The organism is Streptomyces sp. 2131.1, assembly GCF_900105515.1.
Taxonomy (GTDB): domain Bacteria; phylum Actinomycetota; class Actinomycetes; order Streptomycetales; family Streptomycetaceae; genus Streptomyces; species Streptomyces drozdowiczii.
Genome location: NZ_FNSY01000001.1, coordinates 5,787,746 through 5,808,203, shown reverse-complemented (window position 1 = coordinate 5,808,203; position 20,458 = coordinate 5,787,746). Strand labels below are relative to the sequence as shown.

General features: G+C 72.7%; 18 protein-coding genes. 6 read left to right on the top strand and 12 right to left on the bottom strand.

Translation table 11 applies throughout. The annotated features are described in order from the left end of the window. Window positions 1–134 precede the first annotated feature (134 nt). On the bottom strand, window positions 135–1,061 hold the full coding sequence (locus BLW14_RS26150; protein WP_093709617.1) for a LysR family transcriptional regulator: 927 nt from the start codon (window positions 1,059–1,061) through the stop codon (window positions 135–137). Between the two features lie 71 nt (window positions 1,062–1,132). On the opposite strand from BLW14_RS26150, the gene BLW14_RS26145 reads away from it, so the two are divergent. Further along, window positions 1,133–2,281 (top strand): TDT family transporter, encoded by a 1,149-nt coding sequence (locus BLW14_RS26145; RefSeq protein WP_093709616.1) that lies wholly within the window; start codon window positions 1,133–1,135, stop codon window positions 2,279–2,281. A gap of 26 nt (window positions 2,282–2,307) precedes the next feature. Here BLW14_RS26145 and BLW14_RS26140 read toward each other — a convergent pair whose 3' ends face one another. The 3 genes from BLW14_RS26140 to BLW14_RS26130 form a co-directional block, all read right to left on the bottom strand. Beyond that, on the bottom strand, window positions 2,308–2,853 hold the full coding sequence (locus BLW14_RS26140; protein WP_093709615.1) for a helix-turn-helix transcriptional regulator: 546 nt from the start codon (window positions 2,851–2,853) through the stop codon (window positions 2,308–2,310). 171 nt (window positions 2,854–3,024) lie between these two features. After that, entirely contained in the window at window positions 3,025–5,658 is a 2,634-nt protein-coding gene (locus BLW14_RS26135) for an ABC transporter permease/substrate binding protein (protein WP_093709614.1), read from the bottom strand. Next, window positions 5,651–6,775, bottom strand: coding sequence for a quaternary amine ABC transporter ATP-binding protein (locus BLW14_RS26130; RefSeq protein ID WP_177154100.1), 1,125 nt, complete (start codon window positions 6,773–6,775; stop codon window positions 5,651–5,653). The genes BLW14_RS26135 and BLW14_RS26130 overlap by 8 nt, the downstream gene beginning before the upstream one ends. Window positions 6,776–7,035: 260 nt before the next feature. Between BLW14_RS26130 and BLW14_RS26125 the strand changes: the two genes are divergently transcribed. Both BLW14_RS26125 and BLW14_RS26120 read left to right on the top strand, forming a co-directional pair. Then, window positions 7,036–7,944 carry a 5'-3' exonuclease gene (locus tag BLW14_RS26125; protein ID WP_093709612.1) on the top strand — a complete coding sequence of 303 codons (909 nt, stop codon included), beginning with the start codon at window positions 7,036–7,038 and terminating at the stop codon, window positions 7,942–7,944. A gap of 81 nt (window positions 7,945–8,025) precedes the next feature. Continuing rightward, the gene (locus tag BLW14_RS26120) at window positions 8,026–8,868 is read left to right on the top strand and encodes a siderophore-interacting protein (protein ID WP_093709611.1); all 843 of its coding nucleotides are present in this window, start codon (window positions 8,026–8,028) and stop codon (window positions 8,866–8,868) included. 72 nt (window positions 8,869–8,940) lie between these two features. On the opposite strand, the gene BLW14_RS26115 is transcribed toward BLW14_RS26120, so the two are convergent. From BLW14_RS26115 to BLW14_RS26105, 3 genes are all read right to left on the bottom strand, one after another. Continuing rightward, window positions 8,941–9,720 (bottom strand): ABC transporter permease, encoded by a 780-nt coding sequence (locus BLW14_RS26115; RefSeq protein ID WP_093709610.1) that lies wholly within the window; start codon window positions 9,718–9,720, stop codon window positions 8,941–8,943. Continuing rightward, the gene (locus BLW14_RS26110; protein ID WP_093709609.1) at window positions 9,717–10,727 is read right to left on the bottom strand and encodes an ABC transporter ATP-binding protein; all 1,011 of its coding nucleotides are present in this window, start codon (window positions 10,725–10,727) and stop codon (window positions 9,717–9,719) included. Before BLW14_RS26110 ends, BLW14_RS26115 begins: the two co-directional genes overlap by 4 nt. A gap of 199 nt (window positions 10,728–10,926) precedes the next feature. Continuing rightward, window positions 10,927–11,562, bottom strand: a complete 636-nt coding sequence (locus BLW14_RS26105; RefSeq protein WP_093710850.1) for a PadR family transcriptional regulator — start codon at window positions 11,560–11,562, stop codon at window positions 10,927–10,929. A gap of 209 nt (window positions 11,563–11,771) precedes the next feature. Between BLW14_RS26105 and BLW14_RS26100 the strand changes: the two genes are divergently transcribed. Beyond that, a complete protein-coding gene (locus BLW14_RS26100) occupies window positions 11,772–12,356 on the top strand; it encodes a sigma-70 family RNA polymerase sigma factor (protein WP_093709608.1) in 585 nt (194 codons plus the stop codon). Beyond that, window positions 12,353–13,114: an anti-sigma factor gene (locus BLW14_RS26095; protein ID WP_093709607.1), complete on the top strand. Its 762-nt coding sequence runs from the start codon at window positions 12,353–12,355 to the stop codon at window positions 13,112–13,114. Before BLW14_RS26100 ends, BLW14_RS26095 begins: the two co-directional genes overlap by 4 nt. A gap of 39 nt (window positions 13,115–13,153) precedes the next feature. On the opposite strand, the gene BLW14_RS26090 is transcribed toward BLW14_RS26095, so the two are convergent. From BLW14_RS26090 to BLW14_RS26070, 5 genes are read right to left on the bottom strand one after another with little or no spacing between them, the layout of a single operon-like run. After that, window positions 13,154–13,963: a DUF1295 domain-containing protein gene (locus BLW14_RS26090; protein WP_093709606.1), complete on the bottom strand. Its 810-nt coding sequence runs from the start codon at window positions 13,961–13,963 to the stop codon at window positions 13,154–13,156. Beyond that, window positions 13,960–15,297, bottom strand: coding sequence for an SAM-dependent methyltransferase (locus BLW14_RS26085; protein WP_093709605.1), 1,338 nt, complete (start codon window positions 15,295–15,297; stop codon window positions 13,960–13,962). Before BLW14_RS26085 ends, BLW14_RS26090 begins: the two co-directional genes overlap by 4 nt. Then, entirely contained in the window at window positions 15,294–16,583 is a 1,290-nt protein-coding gene (locus BLW14_RS26080) for an SAM-dependent methyltransferase (protein WP_093709604.1), read from the bottom strand. The genes BLW14_RS26085 and BLW14_RS26080 overlap by 4 nt, the downstream gene beginning before the upstream one ends. Next, complete coding sequence (locus BLW14_RS26075; RefSeq protein WP_093709603.1) at window positions 16,580–17,302, bottom strand: DUF1365 domain-containing protein; 723 nt, start codon at window positions 17,300–17,302, stop codon at window positions 16,580–16,582. Before BLW14_RS26075 ends, BLW14_RS26080 begins: the two co-directional genes overlap by 4 nt. After that, window positions 17,299–18,573 (bottom strand): NAD(P)/FAD-dependent oxidoreductase, encoded by a 1,275-nt coding sequence (locus tag BLW14_RS26070; RefSeq protein ID WP_093709602.1) that lies wholly within the window; start codon window positions 18,571–18,573, stop codon window positions 17,299–17,301. The genes BLW14_RS26075 and BLW14_RS26070 overlap by 4 nt, the downstream gene beginning before the upstream one ends. A 226-nt stretch (window positions 18,574–18,799) precedes the next feature. Between BLW14_RS26070 and BLW14_RS26065 the strand changes: the two genes are divergently transcribed. Beyond that, entirely contained in the window at window positions 18,800–20,350 is a 1,551-nt protein-coding gene (locus tag BLW14_RS26065; RefSeq protein WP_093709601.1) for a molybdopterin-dependent oxidoreductase, read from the top strand. Window positions 20,351–20,458 lie beyond the last annotated feature (108 nt).

Sequence of the window (20,458 nt, the reverse complement as noted above, 5' to 3'; positions counted from 1 at the left end):
CACGATCGAGGTCCACGTGTGCGATCTGCGCCGGTCCCGCAAGCTCGGAACCGCGCGGATCGGCCCCGCACTGGGAGGCCGCCCCCCGATCAGCCGCGTCAACAACGCTGCGGGTCAATACACCAGGCCGAAGCTCAGGAGGGTTCCGACCGGGTCAGCGCGAGCAGGTCGCGGGCCGGGCCCGTGGGGCGGTGGCCGGAGGGCCAGACCGCGCGCAGCTGGCGGCGCAGCCGGGCGCCGGCGATGGGGACCTTGACCAGGCGGCGGGCGGACAGTTCCTCGCCGAGCGCGAGCTCGCTCAGGACGCAGGGACCGGCGCCGCTCTCCGCCGCGCCCTTGACGGCGGTGGTCGAGGAGAGTTCGAGGAGCGGCGGGGCCAGCGGGCCGTGGACGGCGAGCGCGGCGTCCAGGACCTGGCGGGTGCCGGAGCCGTGCTCGCGCAGGATCAGCGGGGTCGCGGCCAGCTCCCCCGGGGTCAGCGGGGTGCGGCGGCGGGCCCACGGGTGGGAGGGGGCGACCACGACGACGAGGCGGTCGTGCGCGATGACCGTGCCGTCCAGCCCTGCCGGGACGGACAGGCCCTCGACGAAGCCCAGGTCCGCCTCGCCGCTCAGCAGCCGCTCGGCGACCACCGCGGAGTTCCCGGCGAGCAGCGAGACGGCGGTGCCGGGCCGTTCGGCGCGCAGCGCGATGAGCCAGCCGGGGAGCAGGTACTCGGCGATGGTCATGGAGGCGGCGACCCGGAGCCGGGAGTCTCGGCGGTCGCGCAGCGCCTGGGCGCCCGCGTCGAACGCCTCGGCCGCCTCGACGACCCGGCGCGCCCAGTCGGTGACGAGCGCGCCCGCGTCGGTGAGGCGGGAGCCCCGGGGCGAGCGGTCGAGGAGGGCGAGGCCGAGCTGCCGTTCCATCGAGCGGACGCGGCTGCTGGCGGCGGGCTGGGTGATGCCGACGTCGCGGGCGGCCCGGCCGAGGCTGCCGTGCCGGGCGACGGCGAGGAGCAGTTCCAGCGCGCCGAGGTCGGGCACCCGGTGGGACAGGGGGGTCGGAGCTTCGCTGGACATAAGTCCACCTTATGACCTCATAGAGCGGTGCTCCCTGGTGGGGCCCGGACCCGGCCGGGGAGGATCGTGGCATGGCCACCTATCTCCGGACCCGCACGTTCTCCCCGTATTCCGGCGCCGCCCGGCAGCCCGCGCTGCGGCACTTCGGCCCCAACTGGTACGCGACGGTCATGGGCACCGCGATCGTCGCGAGTGCCGGAGCCGCGCTGCCCGTGCACGTCCCCGGGCTGCGCGGTGCCTGCGCGGCGGTGTGGGTGGTCTCGGCGCTGCTGCTGGCCGCCGTGCTGGCCGCCCGCGCCGGGCACTGGGCGGCCCACCCCGACCAGGCGCGCGCCCATCTCGCGGACCCGGCCGTCGCGCCGTTCTACGGCTGCCTGTCGATGGCGCTGCTCGCGGTCGGGGGCTCCGGGATGGCCGTCGGCAGGGACGTCATCGGGCATCCGGCGGCGCTCGCGCTGGACGTGGTCCTGTACACGGCGGGCACGGTGACCGGCCTGGTGGCGGCCGTGGCGGTCCCATACCTCATGATCACGCGCCACCGGCCGCAGCCGGGCACCGCGTCCCCGGTGTGGCTGCTGCCGGTGGTGGCGCCGATGGTGTCGGCCGCGCTGGGCCCCCTGCTCGTGGCGGAGCTGCCCCCGGGGCAGGGGCGCGAGGCGCTGCTGCTCGGCTGCTACTCGATGTTCGGGCTGAGCCTGCTGGCGACGGTGGTCATGCTCCCGCTGGTCTTCGGCCGGCTGGTGCACGGGGGCCCGCTGCCGCTCGCGCTGACGCCCACCCTGTTCCTGGTGCTCGGCCCGCTGGGCCAGTCGACGACCGCGGTCAACGCGCTGGCCGATGTGGCGCCGGGCGTGGTGGAGGGCCCCTACGCCTCGGCTCTGCGGGCCTTCGGGGTGCTGTACGGGGTGCCGGTGATGGGCTTCGCCCTGATGTGGCTGGCCCTGGCCGTGGCACTGGTGGGGCGGGCGGTACGGGGCGGGATGACGTTCTCGATGACCTGGTGGGGCTTCACGTTCCCCGTCGGCACGTGTGTGACGGGTTCGGCGGGCCTGGCGCGGCACACGGGGCTGACCGCGTTCACCTGGCTGGCCGTCGCGCTGTACGTGCTGCTGGTGTCGGCGTGGGCGGTGGCGGGGGTGCGCACGGTGCGCGGGCTGCTCAGCGGCGCGCTGCTCGCGGCGCCGCAGCGGCCCGCCCGGGTGGCGCCCCGCACGGCCTGAGCACGCTTCGGTCGGCCCCCGGACGCTCAGCGCCGCGGGTCGGACGTCGCGTCGATGTGTTCGGCGACCGCGACGCACAGCAGCCGGGTGCCGGGGAGGGTGGCCCGCCAGCGGTGGCGGACCCCGCCGGACAGGAACAGGGTGTCGCCCTGGACGAGCCGGTAGGCCCGGCCCTCCGCCTCCACCTCGGCGGCGCCCTCGGCGACGTACATGATCTCGTCGTTGCGGTGCTGGAACTCGCGCCCGAGGTCGAGCTCCCCGGTGAACTCCAGGGCGCTGAGCTGGTGGCGTCCGCGGACCACCCGGTGCACCCCGTCCTCGTGGGCGGCGCGCACGACGTCGACCGCGCGCGCGGAGTCCGCGGCGGCGCGCAGCCGCGCGGTGGTGGTCTCCAGCGCCTCGGCGACCCGGTCGAGGGACTTGGCGCTGGGTCTGGCGCGTTCGTTCTCGATCTGGCTGAGGAACGGTACGGAAAGGCCGCTGCGCGAGGCGACGGCGGCCAGGGTGAGTCCCAGGGATCTGCGCTGTCGGCGGACCGCGGCGCCCACCCGGAGTGTTTCCTTCTCGTCCATGTCCGGCTCCCTCCCGTCGCCATACTCCCGGTTACGGGCGCCGCGCGCACACCGTTACGCCAGGACGACCCGGAAAGTGACCGCACCGTCACGCCGGAAGGGGTGGGCCGCGCCGTCGGCGCGACCCACCCCTTCACGGGCTGCGGCCCTGGTCGGGGCCGGTGCCTGCTCCTACTGGGGAGCCATCTTGTCCGCGATGCCCGGGTTCTTCTCCATCCAGGCCTTCACGGCTTCCTCCTCGTGTCCTGTACCGAGCTTCTGGATCTGGTTCTCCAGGCCGGCGAGCTGCTTCTCGCTCAGCTTGAAGTCCTTGAACCACTTCGTCAGCTGCGGATAGTTTTCCGGGAACTCCTTGGAGGCGATGGTGTGCAGCCGGTCGCCCTCGCCGAACGCCTTCTTCGGGTCCTGGAGCTTGGTCATCCCGTACTCGCTGTACGCCCAGTGCGGGGTCCAGAGCAGGACGGCGATGGGCTCCTTCTTGGCGTACGCGCGCTTCAGCTCGGCGAGCATGCCGGGCGTCGAGGAGTCGACGACCTTGTACTCGTCGTCCAGGCCGTAGGCCGGGAGCACGTTCTTTTTGAGGTTCTCCATCGTGGCGGTACCGGGCTCGATGCCGACGATCCGGCCCTTGAACTTCGAGCTCTTGCCCTTGAGGTCGGCCAGGGACTTCACGTCCTTGACGTAGTCGGGCACCGCGACCTCGATCGAGGTCGGGCCGTACCAGGAACCGATGTCCGTCAGCTCGGAGCCGTACTTGGACCAGTAGTTCTTCTGGGTGAACGGGAGCCAGCCGTCGAACTGCACGTCGATCTGGCCGCGCGACATCGCGGTGTACATCGGACCGACCTCGAACTGCTTGAGGTTGATCTTGTAGCCGCGCTCCTCAAGGACGGCCTTCCACAGGTATGTGGCGGCGATGTCCTCCTCCCAGGGGAACCAGGCCATCTCGACCGCGCGGTCGCGCTCGTCCTTGCCGTTCGCGCCCTTGGCGGGGGCGGACTTCTTGACGGGCGTCCACTTGTCGGCGACGTCCGGGTTGGCCTTCAGCCAGGTGCGGACGGCCTCCTGCTCCTTGCCGGAGCCGCTCTTCTGGATCTGGGCCTCAAGGCTGGTGAGCTGGTCCTCGCTCATCTTGAAGTCCTCGAGCCACTTGCCGACCTCGGGGTTGTCCTCGGCGAAGCCCTTGCGGGACAGCGTGTGGATGCCGTCGCCCTTGCCCCAGAGGTTCTTGGGGTCCTTGAGCTTGGTCAGCTCGAACTGGTTGTACGCCCAGTGCGGCGACCACAGCGGGACGACGATCGGTTCCTTCTTGGCGTACGCGCGCTTCAGCTCGGCCAGCATGGACGGCGTGGAGCCGTCGACGACCTTGTACTCCTTGTCCAGGCCGTAGCCCGGCAGGATCTTGTCCTTCAGCAGGCCCGTCTCACCGGCGCTGGGCTCGATGCCGACGATCCGGCCCTTGAAGTCGGACGCCTTGCCCTTGAGGTCGGCCAGGGACTTCACGTCCTTGACGTACGTGGGAACGGCCAGCTCCAGCGAGGTGGGGCCGTACCAGGAGCCCATGTCGTCCAGGCGGTCCTTGTACTTCTTCCAGTACGAGGCGTGGGTGACCGGCAGCCAGGAGTCGGTCTCGAAGTCGATCTGGCCGCCCGCCATGCCGGTGTACAGCGCGCCGGCCTCGTACTGCTTGACGTCGACCTCGAAGCCGCGCCGCTCTAGCAGCTCCTTCCACAGGAACGTCGAGGCGATGCCCTCGTCCCACGGGATGTAGCCCATGCTGACCTTCTTGCCGGCCCCGATGTTCGCCGGGTCCGACGCGGCCGTGGACTCGTCGTCCGAGGAGCCGAAGACGCCCATGCCGCCGGCGACGAGCGCGAGGGCGACGACGCCCGCGACGGCGACGACGGGCTGCGGGCGGTGATGCCAGATCTTCAGGCCGCCGCCCATCGACTGCGCCTTGGCGAGCGCGCGGCGGGCGAGCGGGGAGACCTCACGGCCCAGGGCGCTGGTCATCCGGTCCAGGTACATGGCCAGGATGACGATGGAGACACCGGCCTCGAAGCCGAGGCCCACGTCGACGTTGCCGATGGCGCGGTAGACGGAACCGCCGAGGCCGCCGCCGCCGACCATGCCCGCGATGACCACCATGGACAGGCCCAGCATGATGACCTGGTTGATGCCCGCCATGATCGTGGGCAGCGCCAGCGGCAGCTGGACCCGCAGCAGGGTGTTGCGGGAGGTGGTGCCGAAGGCCTCGGCCGCCTCGACGAGTTCGCCGTCGACCTGGCGGATGCCGAGTTCGGTCATCCGGACGCCCGGGGGCAGCGCGAAGATGATGGTGGCGATGATGCCGGGCACGACGCCGACGCCGAAGAAGATCACGCCGGGGATCAGGTAGACCATGGCGGGCATGGTCTGCATGAAGTCCAGGACCGGCCGGATCACCGCGCTCACCGTCTTGGAGCGGGAGGCCCAGATGCCGAGCGGCACGGCCAGCACCAGCGTCACGATCGTCGCGACGAGCACCAGGGTCAGCGTGTCCATCGCCTCGTCCCACAACTCGACCGAGTCGATGAGGGCGAAGCCGGCGAACGCGAGAATTCCGGCGAGCAGGCCGCGCAGCCACCAGGCGATGACGGCGACGATGCCCGCGAAGAGCAGGGGGGCCGGAGCGGAGAGGACGGCGGCGATGCCGTCGAACATGCCGCTCACGACGGAGCTGATGAAGTCGAAGAGCCAGGCGAGGTGGGTCTGCAGCCAGTCGACCGCGGAGTCGACCCAGTCGCCGAGATGGAGCCTAAACACCGGCCACCTTCTTCAGGGAGGTAGCGGCGTCCTGGGGAGCCTGGGCGGGCGTCATCGGCTCACCGAGCACGGCGAGCAGCCGCTCCCGGGGCACGACGCCGAGGAGCTTGCCCTTGTCGTCGGTCACGGCGACCGCGACCCGGCTCTGCGAGCAGGGCGTGAACAGCTCGATGATCGGCGTGGACTCGGTGACGGTGGCCGGGGTGGCCCGCAGCACGTCGTCGGCGCTGCGGATCTCCGTGCCCTTGTCGCAGAGCGTGCCGATGACGGTGTCCGTCTCGGCCATGACCGCGCCGGCGGTCAGCACCCGGGCGCGGTCCACGTCCTGGGTGAAGGAGGCGACGTAGTCGTTGGCCGGGGTGACGAGTATGTCCTCGGCGGTGCCGAGCTGGACTATCTCGCCGTCGCGCATCACGGCGATGCGGTCGCCGAGGCGCATGGCCTCGTTGAGGTCGTGGGTGATGAAGACGATGGTCTTCTTCAGCCGCTTCTGGAGTTCCAGGAGCTGGTCCTGCATGTCGCGGCGGATCAGCGGGTCGAGCGCGCTGAAGGACTCGTCCATCAGGAGCAGGTCGGCGTCGGTGGCGAGCGCGCGGGCGAGGCCCACGCGCTGCTGCATGCCGCCGGACAGCTCGTCGGGCCAGGACTTCTCCCAGCCGGCCAGACCGGTCAGCTCCAGGGCCTCGGTGGCGCGGCGGTTGCGCTCGGCGCGCGGTACGCCCTGCACCTCCAGGCCGTACGCGGCGTTCTCCAGGACGCTCCGGTGGGGGAAGAGGGCGAAGTGCTGGAACACCATGCTGATCTTGGTGGAGCGGACGTGGCGCAGCTCGGCGGGGCTCAGGGCGGTCAGGTCCTGGCCGTCGAAGAGCACCTGGCCGGAGGTGGGCTCCAGCAGGCCGTTGAGCATCCGCAGCAGGGTGGACTTGCCCGAGCCGGACAGACCCATCACGACGAAGATCTGGCCCGGTTCGACGGTGAACGATGCGTCGATCACCGCGGCGGTCGTTCCGTCGGCGCGCAGCGCGTCGCGGTCGGTACCGCCCCGCAGCTTCTGCACGGCTTGATCGGGTCGTCTGCCGAACACCTTGTACAAGTGCTCGGCTTGCAGCCTGGACACATACACCTCACGCGTTGAACCGAAAACGGTCTGCCACCCCCGCCGGCAGACCGTGGAGCGGCACGGATTCCGTCCGCATGGCACGTGCACTGGTTGAAAACGCGACGTGGTCCGCTCCGATGGCGCGCCTGCCCTCGCTTACTCGGAGCAAACACAAGAGTGGCGTGGATCACATGAAGGGTCACGGTTTTCCGGGAACCGCGTCCCCGGCGGCCGCTGTCGGTGCCGTGCGGCATCATCGGCGTGTGACGCGACGCCTGATGCTCCTCGACACCGCCTCCCTCTACTTCCGCGCCTACTTCGGCGTGCCCGATTCGGTGCGCGCGCCGGACGGGACCCCGGTCAACGCCGTGCGCGGGCTGCTGGACTTCATCGGCCGGCTGGTGCAGGACCACCGGCCGGACGACCTCGTCGCCTGCTGGGACGCGGACTGGCGACCGCAGTGGCGGGTCGACCTCATCCCCACGTACAAGGCGCACCGCGTGGCGGTCGAGACCGGGGCGGGCGTGCCCGACGAGGAGGAGACGCCGGACACTCTGGCCCCGCAGGTGCCGGTCATCGCGGACGTGCTGGACGCCCTCGGCATCGCCCGGGTCGGCGCCGAGGGGTACGAGGCGGACGACGTGATCGGCACGCTGACCGGCCGGGCGGCCGGGCCGGTCGACATCGTGACCGGTGACCGGGACCTCTACCAGCTGGTGGACGACGCCCGCGGGGTGCGGGTGCTCTACCCGCTGAAGGGAGTCGGCACCCTCCAGCTGACGGACGAGGCCTGGCTGCGCGAGAAGTACGGGGTGGACGGCCCCGGGTACGTGGACCTGGCGCTGCTGCGCGGCGACCCGAGCGACGGGCTGCCCGGCGTGCCCGGCATCGGCGAGAAGACGGCGGCGAAGCTGCTGGACGCCTTCGGCGATCTGGCCGGGATCATGGCGGCGGTGGACGATCCGGCGGCGAAGCTGACGCCGTCGCAGCGCAAGCGGCTCGACGAGGCCCGCGCCTATGTGGCCGTCGCGCCGATGGTGGTGCGGGTCGCCGGTGACGTACCGCTGCCGGACTTCGACCCGGCACTGCCCGCCGGGCCGCGCGACCCGGCCGCTCTCGACGCGCTCGTGACCCGGTGGGGGCTGGGCGGAGCGGTGGGACGGCTGCTCGACGTACTGCACTCCTGAGGTGTTAAGTTAGGTAACCCTAAGGCCAATGTCGGCTTCGGTCGACGGTCACCCGATTTCCGGCAACAGGGAGCAGACCTCGTGGCAGAACGACCGGAGCGGCGGGCACCGAAGGCTCAGGGGGCGCAGGTCCTGCGCACCGAGCAGATCACCCCGCACATGATCCGGGTGGTGCTCGGCGGTGACGGTCTCGCCGATTTCGCGCTCGCGGGCTACACCGATCACTACGTCAAGCTGTGCTTCGCACCCGAGGGCGCGGACTACGCCCACCCCTTCGACATCGCCCGCATCCGCGAGGAGTACCCGCGCGAGCTGTGGCCCACCACCCGTACGTACACGGTGCGTTCGTGGGACGCCGCAGCCCGGGAACTGGCGATCGACTTCGTGGTGCACGGCGACGAGGGCCTCGCGGGGCCCTGGGCGGCGCGCGCCCGGGCCGGTGACCAGGTGACGTTCCTGGGCCCCGGAGGCGGTTACGCCCCCGACGCCTCGGCGGGCTGGCACCTGCTGGTGGGCGACGAGAGCGCGCTGCCGGCCGTGGCCGCCGCGCTGGAGCAGATGCCGGCGGGTGCGGTGGTACGCGCGTTCGTCGAGGTGGAGGACGCGGCTGAGGAGCAGAAGATCGCCACGCCCGACGGCGTCGAGATCACCTGGCTGCACCGGGCCGGCCGCCCGGTCGGCGAGGCGCTGACAGCAGCCGTGACGGGCCTGGAGTTCCCGGCCGGCGACGTCCAGGCGTTCGTCCACGGCGAGGCGGGCTTCGTGAAGGACATCCGCCGCCACCTGCGCCTTGAGCGCGGGATCCCGGCCTCCCAGCTGTCGATCTCCGGCTACTGGCGGCTCGGCCACGACGACGAGTCCTGGCGCTCCGTCAAGCGCCAGTGGAACGAGCAGGTGGAACGCGAGCAGGAGAGCGCCGCCTAGGCCCTTCGGTATGCCCGGTTTCCGTGCCCCGGTCCCGCGGACCGGGGCACAGCCGTTTCGCCGTACGGCCCGTCAGACCGACTTCTGGTAGGAGCGGAACGTCCGGGTCGACAGCGCCACCGCCGCCAGGGCGAGCAGCAGCAGTCCGCCGCAGCGGGTGAGGACCAGTGACCAGTCAGGGGCGGGGCCGAGTGCGGAACGGCCGGCGACCATGGCCCAGTTGACGGGGTTGAACGTGGCGATGTCCCGCATCCAGCCGGGCATCTGGCTCGGGGCCATGAAGGACGTGGACAGGAAGGTCAGCGGCATCAGCAGGAAGGTGTTGATGCCGATGATCGACTCCCGCTCCCGGACGATCATGCCCACGGCGTTGGAGAGCGCCCCGAAGACGGTGCCGAGCAGCATCGAGGCGACGACCAGGATCAGCAGCCCGACGGCACCGCCCGGGTAGCCCGCGCCCGCCGCCCGTCCGAGCAGCAGGATGACCACGGACTGGGCGGTGGTGGCGATGCCGTTCTGCGCGACGTTCGCGTTCATCAGGGCGTTGCGGCTGACGGGCGTGGTGAGGAAGCGGTTGAGGGTGCCGCGCTCGATCTCCTCCAGGGTGCCCGTGCCGGCCCACATGCTCGATCCGAGCGCGCTCATCACGACGATGCCGGGGACGAGGTAGTCCAGGTAGGAGGTGGTGCCGAAGCCGCCGAGCTCGACCACCTTCCGGAAGAGGTTGCCGAACAGGAACAGCCAGATCACCGGCTGGATCAGGGAGATCGCGAGGAAGACGGGCTGCCGGAAGATGGACATCAGCTGGCGCTGCGTCATGTACCACGTGTGGGCGAGGGCCTGACCGCTCATCGGGCACCTCCCGCGAGGGCCGGCTCGGGGGTGGTCGCCGCGCCCTCGGACTCCGCGTCCTGGAAGCGGCGGCCGGCGTAGCGCAGGTAGACGTCGTCCAGCGAGGGGCGGGCGACGGTGGCCGCCGCGACAGTGGCCCCGGCCCGTTCGAGGGCGGCCAGCAACACCGGTACGGCGGCGGCGCCGTCCTCGGCCCGGACGCTGACGCGGCGCCCTTCGGCCACCGCCTCGTGCACCCCGGGCAGTCCGGCGAGCGCGGTGACGGCCTCCAGACCGGCGTCGGCGCGCAGCTCCACATGGACGGCGTCGCCGCGCAGTTCGCCCTTGAGCTCGTCCGGGGTGCCCTCGACGACGATCCGGCCGCGGTCGACGATCGCGATGCGTTCGGCGAGCCGGTCCGCCTCCTCCAGGTAGTGCGTGGTGAGCACGATGGTCAGGCCCTCGTCGCCGGCGAGCCGGGAGATCTCCTCCCACATCGCCGTGCGGGCCTCCGGGTCGAGGCCGGTCGTCGGCTCGTCCAGGAACAGCACCTCGGGCCGGTGCATCAGCCCGAGGGCCACGTCCAGACGGCGCAGCATGCCGCCCGAGTACCCCTTGACCAGGCGCTTTCCCGCGTCCGCGAGGGAGAACCGGTCCAGCAGCCCGTCCGCGCGGCGCTGCACGGCGGCGCCCCGCATCCCGTACAGCCGGCCCTGGAGGAGCAGGTTCTCGCGGCCGGTGGCGACCGGGTCGGCGCCGGACTTCTGGGCGACCACGCCGATCGCGCGGCGCACCCGGTCCGGGTGGGCCAGGGCGTCGTGCCCGGCGACAAAGGCGGTCCCGGAGTCGGGGCGGGCCAGGGTGGTGAGGATCTTGACGGTGGTGGACTTCCCGGCGCCGTTGGGCCCGAGGAGGCCGAAGACGGTGCCGGGGGCGACGGTGAGGTCCATGCCGCGCAGTGCGGTGACCCCTCCCGGATAGGTCTTGACGAGTTGTCGCGCCTCGACTGCGGGCGCACGGGTGCTCATGGCGGAGCTCTCCTGTGGTCGGCCGGGCGTCCGGGGCTCGGACGCCGTCGGGCCGGGCCGGTCCGCGTGAGAAGTGCCGGGCTATCCTGGGTGTGCCGCACCTCGATGGCCCGGGCCGCCTCCGCGGCCGTCCGGCTTGGGGTTCGAGACCCCGGCGGAAGCTGCTCCAACAGCCCCGCCGGGGTCTTCTCCTCTGTGCCTAGCTCTGCTCGTCGAGGTCCTGCCAGTCCTGCGGGACCTCGCCGGTCTCATGGAACGACTTCCACTCCTCGATGCCGCTGATGGTGGCGTCGCCGATCTCCTTCCGGAACTTGGCGATCCACTCCACCTGCGCCTCCAGCATGTGGAGCTGGTACTCCGTCTCCACGACGAAGACGCGGGGCAGCGAGTCCCCGAGCTGTCCCAGCACCCCGCGCAGCGCCGCCGCCTGCATCGACTGTGCCTGTTCGCGGTCCCCGAGGAGTTCGTTCACCTCGTCGGGCGGCAGTACGGGGACCAGGGCGAGAGCGGTGTCGAAGGCGGGGTACTCCTCGGCCGGCACCGCGATCAGGTCGGAGAGCCAGTCCAGCATCTCGGCGCGCCCCGCCTCGGTGATGCCGTACAGCGTGCGCTCGGGGCGGTTGCCCTGCCGCTGTACGCCCGCCACCTCGACGTACCCGTGCTTCTCCAGGTTCTGGACGACGGTGTAGAGCGAGCCGAAGTTGATCTTGACGCTGTGCTGCTTGCCGCGCCTGCGGAGGGTCTGCGCGATCTCGTACGGATGCATGGACCGCTCGGCGAGCAGGACCATCACCGTGAGCGCCAGCGGATTGCCGAGCTTGCGCCGCTTGGCCATCGCGCCCACACCCCCCTCACTCCGTCACCGAATATTCGTGGGCGAACATATCTCGATTCCCGAAAACACGTCAACCACGATGTATCGCGAATTCCGAACGGTCCGCGCGGCCGTCAGCTCGTGACAAGATCTGCCGCTTCCGGCCAATCCGCCCGGTCACCGGCTCCGAATCACTTCCGGAGAGCGATGACCACCGAAGGGACCTCCGCGTGAAAGAAGCCGTGTACATCAGCGGAACGGCCTCGGCGGGGCCGGATCTCCAGGAGCTGATGGGAAGGGTCGCCCGGGGCGACCAGGACGCCTTCGCCCAGGTCTACGACGCGGTGAGCGGCCCGGTGCTCGGGCTCGTACGCGGAGTGCTGCGCGATCCCGCCCAGTCGGAGGAGGTCGCCCAGGAGGTCCTCGTGGAGGTGTGGCGCACCGCGTCCCGCTTCCAGGCGGCCCGGGGCAGCGCCATGAACTGGGTGCTGACCCTGGCCCACCGCCGCGCCGTCGACCGGGTCCGCTCCGCCCAGGCGTCGGCCGCCCGCGAGCACAAGGCCGCACTCCTCGACCGCACGCCCGCCTTCGACGAGGTCACCGAACAGGTCGAGACCCGGCTGGAGCGCGAGCAGGTGCGCCGCTGCATGCGGACACTCTCCGAACTCCAGCGGGAGTCCGTCACCCTGGCGTACTACCGGGGGCTGACCTATCGCGAGGTGGCCGAACTCCTCGCGGTGCCGCTCGGCACGATCAAGACTCGACTGCGCGACGGGCTGATCCGGATGCGCGACTGCCTGGGGGTGAGCTCATGACCGACGCCGGACTGCACACACTGACGGGCGCCTACGCCCTGCACGCCCTGCCGGACACGGAACGCCGCGACTTCGAACGGCACCTCGGCGACTGCGACGCGTGCTCCGTCGAGGTGCGCGAGCTCTCCGAGACCGCGACGCGGCTCGGTCTGGCCGCCGCCGCGCCGGCCCCCCGGGAGCTGCGGGAGCGGGTGCTGCGGGAGATCACGACCGTACGCCAGGAGCCGCCGTCCGTCTCCCGCCGCGGACGTACGTCGGACCGGCGGTCCGGGGCCGCGAGATGGTCCCGGCTCGCGCTCGCCGCCTGCCTGGCCGGAGCGGTGGGCCTCGGCGGGATCGCCGTGTGGCAGCACCAGGAGGCACGGGAGGCCCGGCAGCAGGCGGACGCCACCCGGCGCCAGGCCGATCAGGTGGCCCGGGTGCTGGCCGCCCCCGACGCCAAGACCTCGTCCGGCACGCTGGAGGACGGGGCGCAGGGCACGGTGGTGGTCTCCCGGAGCGAGGACCGGGCGGTGTTCCTGGCGACCGGGCTGGCCGACGCACCGAGCGGCAAGGTGTACCAGCTGTGGTTCGACGACGGCGGCACGATGCGCTCGGCGGGCCTGATGCAGGCCTCGGGCCCGTCCTCGACGACGTACACGACACTGCTCGACGGTCCCGTGGACGGGGCGACGGGCATGGGCATCACCGTGGAACCGGCGGGCGGCTCGGCGCGGCCCACCTCGGACCCGCTGGCGCTGATGAAGCTGCCGGCGTGAGGCGGCGTGTGCCCGGGAGCGGTCCCCCGGGCACACGGTTCAGTCCCGGCGCGGCGGGCGCGGGAAGAAGCCGCTGGTGCGTGCGGCGTACGCGGCGAAGCCGGGGCGGTCGGCCATGTGCCGTTCCAGGAGGGCCTTGCCGCTGCCGCCGATGAGCAGATACGTCATCAGAGCCGGCGCCACCAGCGTGGCGGCCGCGGCCGCCGGGGCCTGGCAGACGATCAGGAACAGGCCCCACCAGACGCAGAAGTCCCCGAAGTAGTTGGGGTGCCGGGTCCAGGACCACAGCCCCCGGTCCATGATCCTCCCCCGGTTGCGGGAATCGGCCTTGAACCGGGCCAGTTGGTGGTCGCCGACGGCCTCGAAGAACATCCCGACCACCCAGAGCGCGGTCCCGGCCCAGGCGAGGGCGTTCACCGGTCCGATGACGTATCCGGCCGCCTGTACGGGGAGCGAGATCAGCCAGACCAGGGCGCCCTGGAGCAGATAGACCTTCCGCAGGGCGTACAGGTCCGGGTTGCCGGGCGCCTTCGCAAGCATCTTCCCGTAGCGCGGGTCCTCGCCGTGGCCCCGGCCGCGCCGGGCGATGTGCCACCCCAGGCGCAGCCCCCAGAGCGCGGTGAGCACCGTGACGAGCAGCCGGCGCGTGGTCTCCCCCTCCCCCTCCCCCGCCGACAGTCCGTACGAGACGAGGGCGACGGCGGCGAAGCCCAGGCCCCAGGCGACGTCCACGCCCCGGTGCATGCCCCGGCGCACTCCGACCGAGAACGCCACCAGCAGGACGAGCAGGGCGGCGCCCGCGCAGGGCGCGAGGCCCCGCGCGAACGCCTCCCAGGCGAAGCCGCTCATGACGCGCCCCCGGCCGGACCCGCGCGCAGCCCGTCACGGGTGTCCGGTATCCCCGACTCCCCGTCACCGGCGGGCCGTACGGCGAGGATCTGGTCCACGCCCATCCGCCGCTCCGCGAAGGCGAGGGCGCCGCCTGCCAGATACAGCCGCCACACCCGTACGGTCTCCTCGCCGACCAGGTCCGTGAACCGTGCCTCGTTCTCCTCCAGGGTCCGGCGCCAGGCGTCGACGGTCCGGACGTAGTGCTCCCGCAGCCCGTGGACGTCGCGCACCTCGAGCCCGGCGCCCTCCAGCAGCCCGACCGTCTCGCCGAGCGGGCGCATGTGCATGTCGGGCGCGATGTACGCCTCGATGAACGCGCCGCCGCCCGGTGCGTCCCGCCCGCGCGACATCTGCTGGACGAGCACCCGGCCGCGCGGGCGGACCATGCCGTGCAGGGTCGCCGCGAAGGCCGGGTACTGGGCGTCCCCGACGTGCTCGCCCATCTCGATGGTGGACACCGCGTCGTAGCCTCCCTCGTGGTCCGGAGCGGCCGCGATGTCGCGGTAGTCGCAGCAGCGCACCTCGACCAGGTCCGCCAGTCCGCGTTCGGCCACCTGCTCGCGCACGTACGCGGCCTGCTCGGCGGCGAGGGTGACCGCGGTGACCCGGACGCCGTGCCGCTGGGCCGCGTACAGGGTCAGCGAGCCCCAGCCGCAGCCGATGTCCAGCAGTCGCGCACCGGGGCGCAGCCCCAGCTTCCCGCAGATCAGCTCCAGCTTGTCGCGCTGCGCGTCGGCGGGGCCGTAGCCGGGTTCGTCGCTGGTCCAGTAGCCGCAGGAGTACGCCATCGTCTCGTCGAGGAGGAGGGCGTAGAAGGCGTTGGAGAGGTCGTAGTGGTGGCTGATCGCGGCCCGGTCGCGGGCCTTGCTGTGCAGGGCGCCGTCGAGCCCGGTGGCCCGGGCCGCGGGCACGGGCGGCCGGGGCCCGGCCGCGCCGAGGCGCACGGCGGTGCCGGCGGCGCGCAGCCGGTCGGCGAGGCGGGGGCGGGGCGCGGCGAGTCCGCGCTCGCGCACGGCGCGGTGCACGGCGCGCAGGCCGTCGGCGAGGTCGCCCTCGATGTCGATGTCGCCGGTGATGTACGCCTCCGCCAGGCCGAGTTCCCCCGGCTCCCACAGGAGGCGGCGCAGGGCGCGGCGGGTCCGGACGTGGATCAGGGGGCCGTCGGCGGCGCCGGTCTCGCTGCCGTCCCACATGCGCAGCCTGACCGGGAGCCGGCCCCCGAGGAACTGCTCGACGAGGGGTTCGACGCGCTGGGCGGCCCCGTGGGCGGGGCGCTTGTCGGTGAGTGTCATGCCGTTTCCTGTTCCTGACGGGTCAGCAGCAGTTGCCGCACATCGAGGTAGCCGGAGCGGAAGCCCGCTTCGGAGTAGGCGAGGTAGAAGGTCCACATGCGGCGGAAGGTGTCGTCGAAGCCGAGCGCGTCGACCTGCCCGGCCTCGGCGGTGAACCGTTCGCGCCAGAGCCGGAGCGTCTCGGCGTAGTGCGTGCCGAAGCCGTCGGAGCGCTGCACGCGCAGCCCGGTGTGGTCGGCGGTGACCCGGTCGATGGCCTCCGTGGACGGGAGTTGACCGCCCGGGAAGATGTACTTGTGGATCCAGGTGAAGGTGGACCGGCCCGCCCGCATGCGGTCGTCGGGCATGGTGATGGCCTGGAGGGCGATCCGGCCGCCGGGGGCGAGCAGCCGGTCGAGGGCGCGGAAGTAGGCGGGCCAGAACTCCGCGCCGACGGCCTCGATCATCTCGACGCTGACGATCGCGTCGTACGTCCCGTCGATCTCCCGGTAGTCGCACAGCCGGACGTCCACCCGGTCCGCGTGACCGGCCGCGGCGATCCGCCGCAGGGCCAGCTCCCGCTGCTCCCGGGAGAGGGTGACGGAGACGACGTGGGCGCCGCGGTCCGCGGCGCGCAGGGCGAGTTCGCCCCAGCCGGTGCCGATCTCCAGGAGCCGGGTGCCGGGGCCGATGGCGGCGAGGTCGAGCAGCCGGTCGATCTTGCGGTGCTGGGCGGCGGGCAGCAGGGCGGGTTCGGCGGGGAAGCCGCGGAATAGCGCCGAGGAGTAGCTGAGGGTCTCGTCGAGGAAGAGCGCGAACAGCTCGTTGGACAGGTCGTAGTGGTGGCTGATGTTGGCCCGGGCGCCGTCGCGGGTCCCGGTCTGGGCCTCGGGCCTGCGACGCGCCCACACTCCGCGCAGCCGTTGCAGGGGCTGCGGGATGAGGGTGGCGACGTGCCCGGCCAGGACGGTCAGCACGCCGACGGGGTCGGGCGCGTCCCATTCGCGGGCCATGTAGGACTCGCCGAAGCCGATGAGGCCGCTCGCGCCGATCCTGCGGAAGAAGGCGTCGGGGTCGCGGACGTCCATCAGCGGCCCGCCGAGCCCGATGTCCTCCAGCCCGGCGATCCGGACGCGCAGCGGCAGCCGGGCCAGGGCGCGGCGGACGACCCGCTCGGCGACGGCCGTCCGCAGCCGTGAGGCGCGGGGCAGGGCCACGACGTCCGGCCAGCGCGCCGGGTCGATGGCCCGCGCCTCCGTGGCACGGGGGGCGGGCACGGACGGGGTACGGAACGTGGAGGCGCTCATCGCATGCCTTCCTGGGTGCGGTGGTGGGGGCGGGGCCGGACGGGCAGCCCGCGCAGGTAGAGCCGGATGCCGTGCAGCCGGATGGCGGCCGAGACGACGGCCGTGGACCAGGGGTGGCGCAGGGCGAGCCCGAGCAGGACGCCGGCGGTCGCCGGGCGCCGCTCACCCCGGACGGTGGCCGTGAACGGGCGGGTGCCGGCACGCTCCAGGCGGACCGTCAGCCGCAGCTCCGGGCCCGGTTCCGGCAGCCGCATCCAGTACTCGCCGTCGGTGCCGAAGAACGGCGATACGTAGAACTCCTTGCTGGTGACCGACCGCCCCCGGTCGTCGGGGCGCAGCAGGTAGCAGTGGCGTTCGCCGTACGTGTTGTGCACCTCGGCGACCGTGCACAGCGGGGTGCCGTCGGCGCGCCGGCACCAGTAGACGGTCAGCGGGTTGAAGACGTGGCCGAGGACCCGGGCCTGGCTCAGCATGAGGACGGTGCCGTCGGCGAGGTCGATGCCCCGGGCGGCCAGGAAGCGGGCGAGGCCGGCGCGGACGGTGGGGGCGGTGCCGCCGAAGTGGTCGCGGGCGTCGAAGCGGGCGAGGAAGCGCAGGCCGCGCGGGAGCGACGGGGGCCCGTCGGGGTCCGTCAGCCACAGGTAGGTGCGGTGGTGGAAGGCGTACCGGGTGGGCGCGGTCCGTATGTGGGAGATCGTGCACGGGTAGAGGGCGTTCACCAGTCCACCCCCAGGGCCGCCGCGGCGTCGGCGCCGGAGCGGCAGCCGTCCTCGTGGAAGCCCCAGCCGTGGTAGGCGCCCGCGTAGGCGGTCACCGGCCCGGACAGTGCGGGCAGCCGGGCCTGGGCGGCCACGGACTCCGGGGTGTAGACGGGGTGTTCGTAGACCATGCGGGCGCGGACGAGGCCGGGGGCGACGCGGTCGGCCCCGTTCAGCGTGACGACGAAGGTCTCCGGGGCGTCGAGGCGCTGGAGCCGGTTCATGTCGTAGCTGACGGTGACGTGGGAGGCGTCGGCGGCGCAGTCGGGCATCAGGTAGTTCCAGGAGGCGCGGGCGCCGGGCGCACCGGGCAGCAGCCGGGTGTCGGTGTGCAGCAGGGTCGCGTTGCGGGAGTAGCGGAAGGCGCCCAGGGTGCGGGTCTCGTCGTCGGTGGGGTCGGCGAGGAGGCGGAGGGCCTGGTCGGGGTGGGTGGCGACGACGACGTGGTCGAAGGGTTCGGCGGTGCCGTCCTCGGTGGTGACCTCGACGCCGTCGGCGTGCCGGCGGACGCTGCGGACCGGGGTGGCGGTGCGGACGGCGTCCAGTTTCTTGGTCACGCGCTCCACATAGGCGCGGGAGCCTCCGGTGACGGTCCGCCAGACCGGGGAGCCGCCGATCGCGAGCATGCCGTGGTGGTCGAGGAAGCGGAAGAGGTAGCGGGCCGGGTAGCGCATCGCGGTCACCGGGTCGCAGGACCAGACCGCCGCGACCACGGGCGTCAGGAAGTGCGCGGTGAAGTACGGCGAGAAGCGGCCGCGCGCGGCGAACTCCCCCAGGGTCAGCGTGTCCGCGTCCGGTCCACCGTCCCGCAGCAGCCTCCGGGCCAGCCGGTGGAAGCGGGGCACGGCGGCGAGCATCCGGGGATAGGCGGGGTCGCGGAACGAGGCCGGGCGGGCGAGGAGACCGGCCGGGCCGCGGGCCCCCGCGTACTCCAGGCCGCATCCCTCGCACCGGACGGACATGCTCATCTCCGACTCCTGCGTGGGGACGCCGAGTTCCGCGAAGAGCCGCAGCAGGTGCGGGTAGGTGCGCCGGTTGTGCACGATGAAGCCGGAGTCGACGTGGTGGACGCGGCCGTCGGCACCGGACAGGTCGTGGGTGTGCGCGTGGCCGCCCACCCGGTCGTCCGCCTCGAACAGCGTCACGTCGTGGGCCCTGCACAGGATGTGGGCGGCCGTCAGCCCCGCCACCCCGCTGCCCACGACGGCCGTGCGTCGCCGCCTGTCGCTCATTGCGCTCCTTCCGGACCGGCCCCGACGCCTGCCCCGGGGACGGAGGGCGGCGGATGCCTCTTTGGAAGTGATTCGTTGCCGGCCGTTGGCCGGATTGGCGGAACCCCGCGTTCATCCGATCGGGTGACAGACCAATCCGCTGGCAGCCCGGCACCGAATCCCCGTCGTGAGTGAAGATCGGAACGATCCGGAGAGCGGGGCCGTCGTGCCCCGGCGGTCCCGCTGGGTGCGTGCGGCCTGCGCCGCGCTCGGCGGCGTCATCGCCGGGTTCTGCGCCCTGGCGGTCGCCGAGCTGGTGGCGGCGCTGGTGCGCCCCGAGGCGGGTCCGGTCACGGCGGTGGGCGGTGCGGTGATCGACCGCACCCCCCCGGCGCTGAAGGACTTCGCCGTACGGAACTTCGGGACCAACGACAAGCTGGTCCTGGAGCTCGGCATCCTGGTGATCCTGGCGCTGTTCGCCGTGGCCGTCGGGCTGCTGACGCTCCGCCATCGGATCGCCGGGTCTGCGGCCGTGCTGGTCTTCGGCGCGGTCGGGGCGGTGGCGGCGATCGGGCGGCCCGAGGGGCAGGTCTCCGACGCCCTGCCCTCCGTGGTGGGCGCCGTGCTGGCCGCGGGGGTGCTGTATCTCCTGGCCGGACGGCTGTCCCCGGTCGCGGCCCCCTCCTCGGGGGAAGGGGCCGCGACCGGCTTCGACCGGCGCGGGTTCGTCCTCGCGGCGAGCGCCGCGGCGGTGGTCTCGGCCGGGGCCGGGCTGCTGGGGCGGCGGCTCACCTCGGCCGTGCAGGCCGGGGCCGAGGCGTCCCGGCGCGATCTGAAGCTCCCCGTGCCCGCGTCGCCCGCCCCCGCCGTGCCGGCCGGTGCGGATCTCGGGGTCCGGGGGCTGGGTCCCTTCGTCACACCCAACAAGGACTTCTACCGCGTCGACACGGCCCTGGTCGTGCCGAGGGTGGACGCCGAGCCCTGGCGGCTGCGGATCCACGGCAAGGGCGTGTCCCGGCCGGTGACGCTCGACTTGCGGGACCTGATGCACCGTAAAGCCGTCGAGCGCGACATCACGCTGACCTGCGTCTCCAACGAGGTGGGCGGGCCGTACGTCGGCAACGCCCGGTGGCTGGGCGTGCGTCTGGCCGACCTGTTGCGGGAGGCGGGCGTGCGGCCTCCGTCGGAGGGCGGACCGGCCGATCAGCTCGTGGCGCGTTCGGTGGACGGCATGACGATCGGCACACCGGTCGAGGACGTCATGGACGGCCGCGAGGCCCTGCTCGCCTTCGGCATGAACGGCGAGCCGCTGCCCTTCGCGCACGGCTTCCCGGTCCGGATGGTCGTACCCGGCCTGTACGGGTACGTGTCGGCATGCAAGTGGATCAAGGACATCGAGCTCACCACCTTCGACGCGTACGACGCGTACTGGGTGAAGCGGACCTGGTCCCGGCGTGCGCCCATCAAGACCCAGGCCCGCATCGACACCCCGCGCCCCTTCGCCTCCCCGAAGGCCGGCACCGTGCCGGTCGCCGGGGTCGCCTGGGCCCAGCACCGCGGGATCACGCGGGTCGAGGTCCGGGTGGACGAGGGGCCGTGGCACCCGGCGCGGCTGGCCGCCCAGGACGGCAGGGACACCTGGCGCCAGTGGGTGTGGGAGTGGCCCGCCACCCCCGGCAGCCACACCCTGGAGGTCCGCGCGACGGACTCCACCGGCACCGTCCAGACCGGCAACCGCGTCGGCACCGTGCCCGACGGCGCGACCGGATGGCACTCGGTGGTGGTCGACGTGTCCTGACCGGCGCGGCCCCGCCGCCTCCCCCCGGCCCGCGTGCCGCCCGCCCGGGCCGCCCGCACCCCGGACCAACTACCTTACGCAGTCATTCGATTACCCAAACAGGAGAAC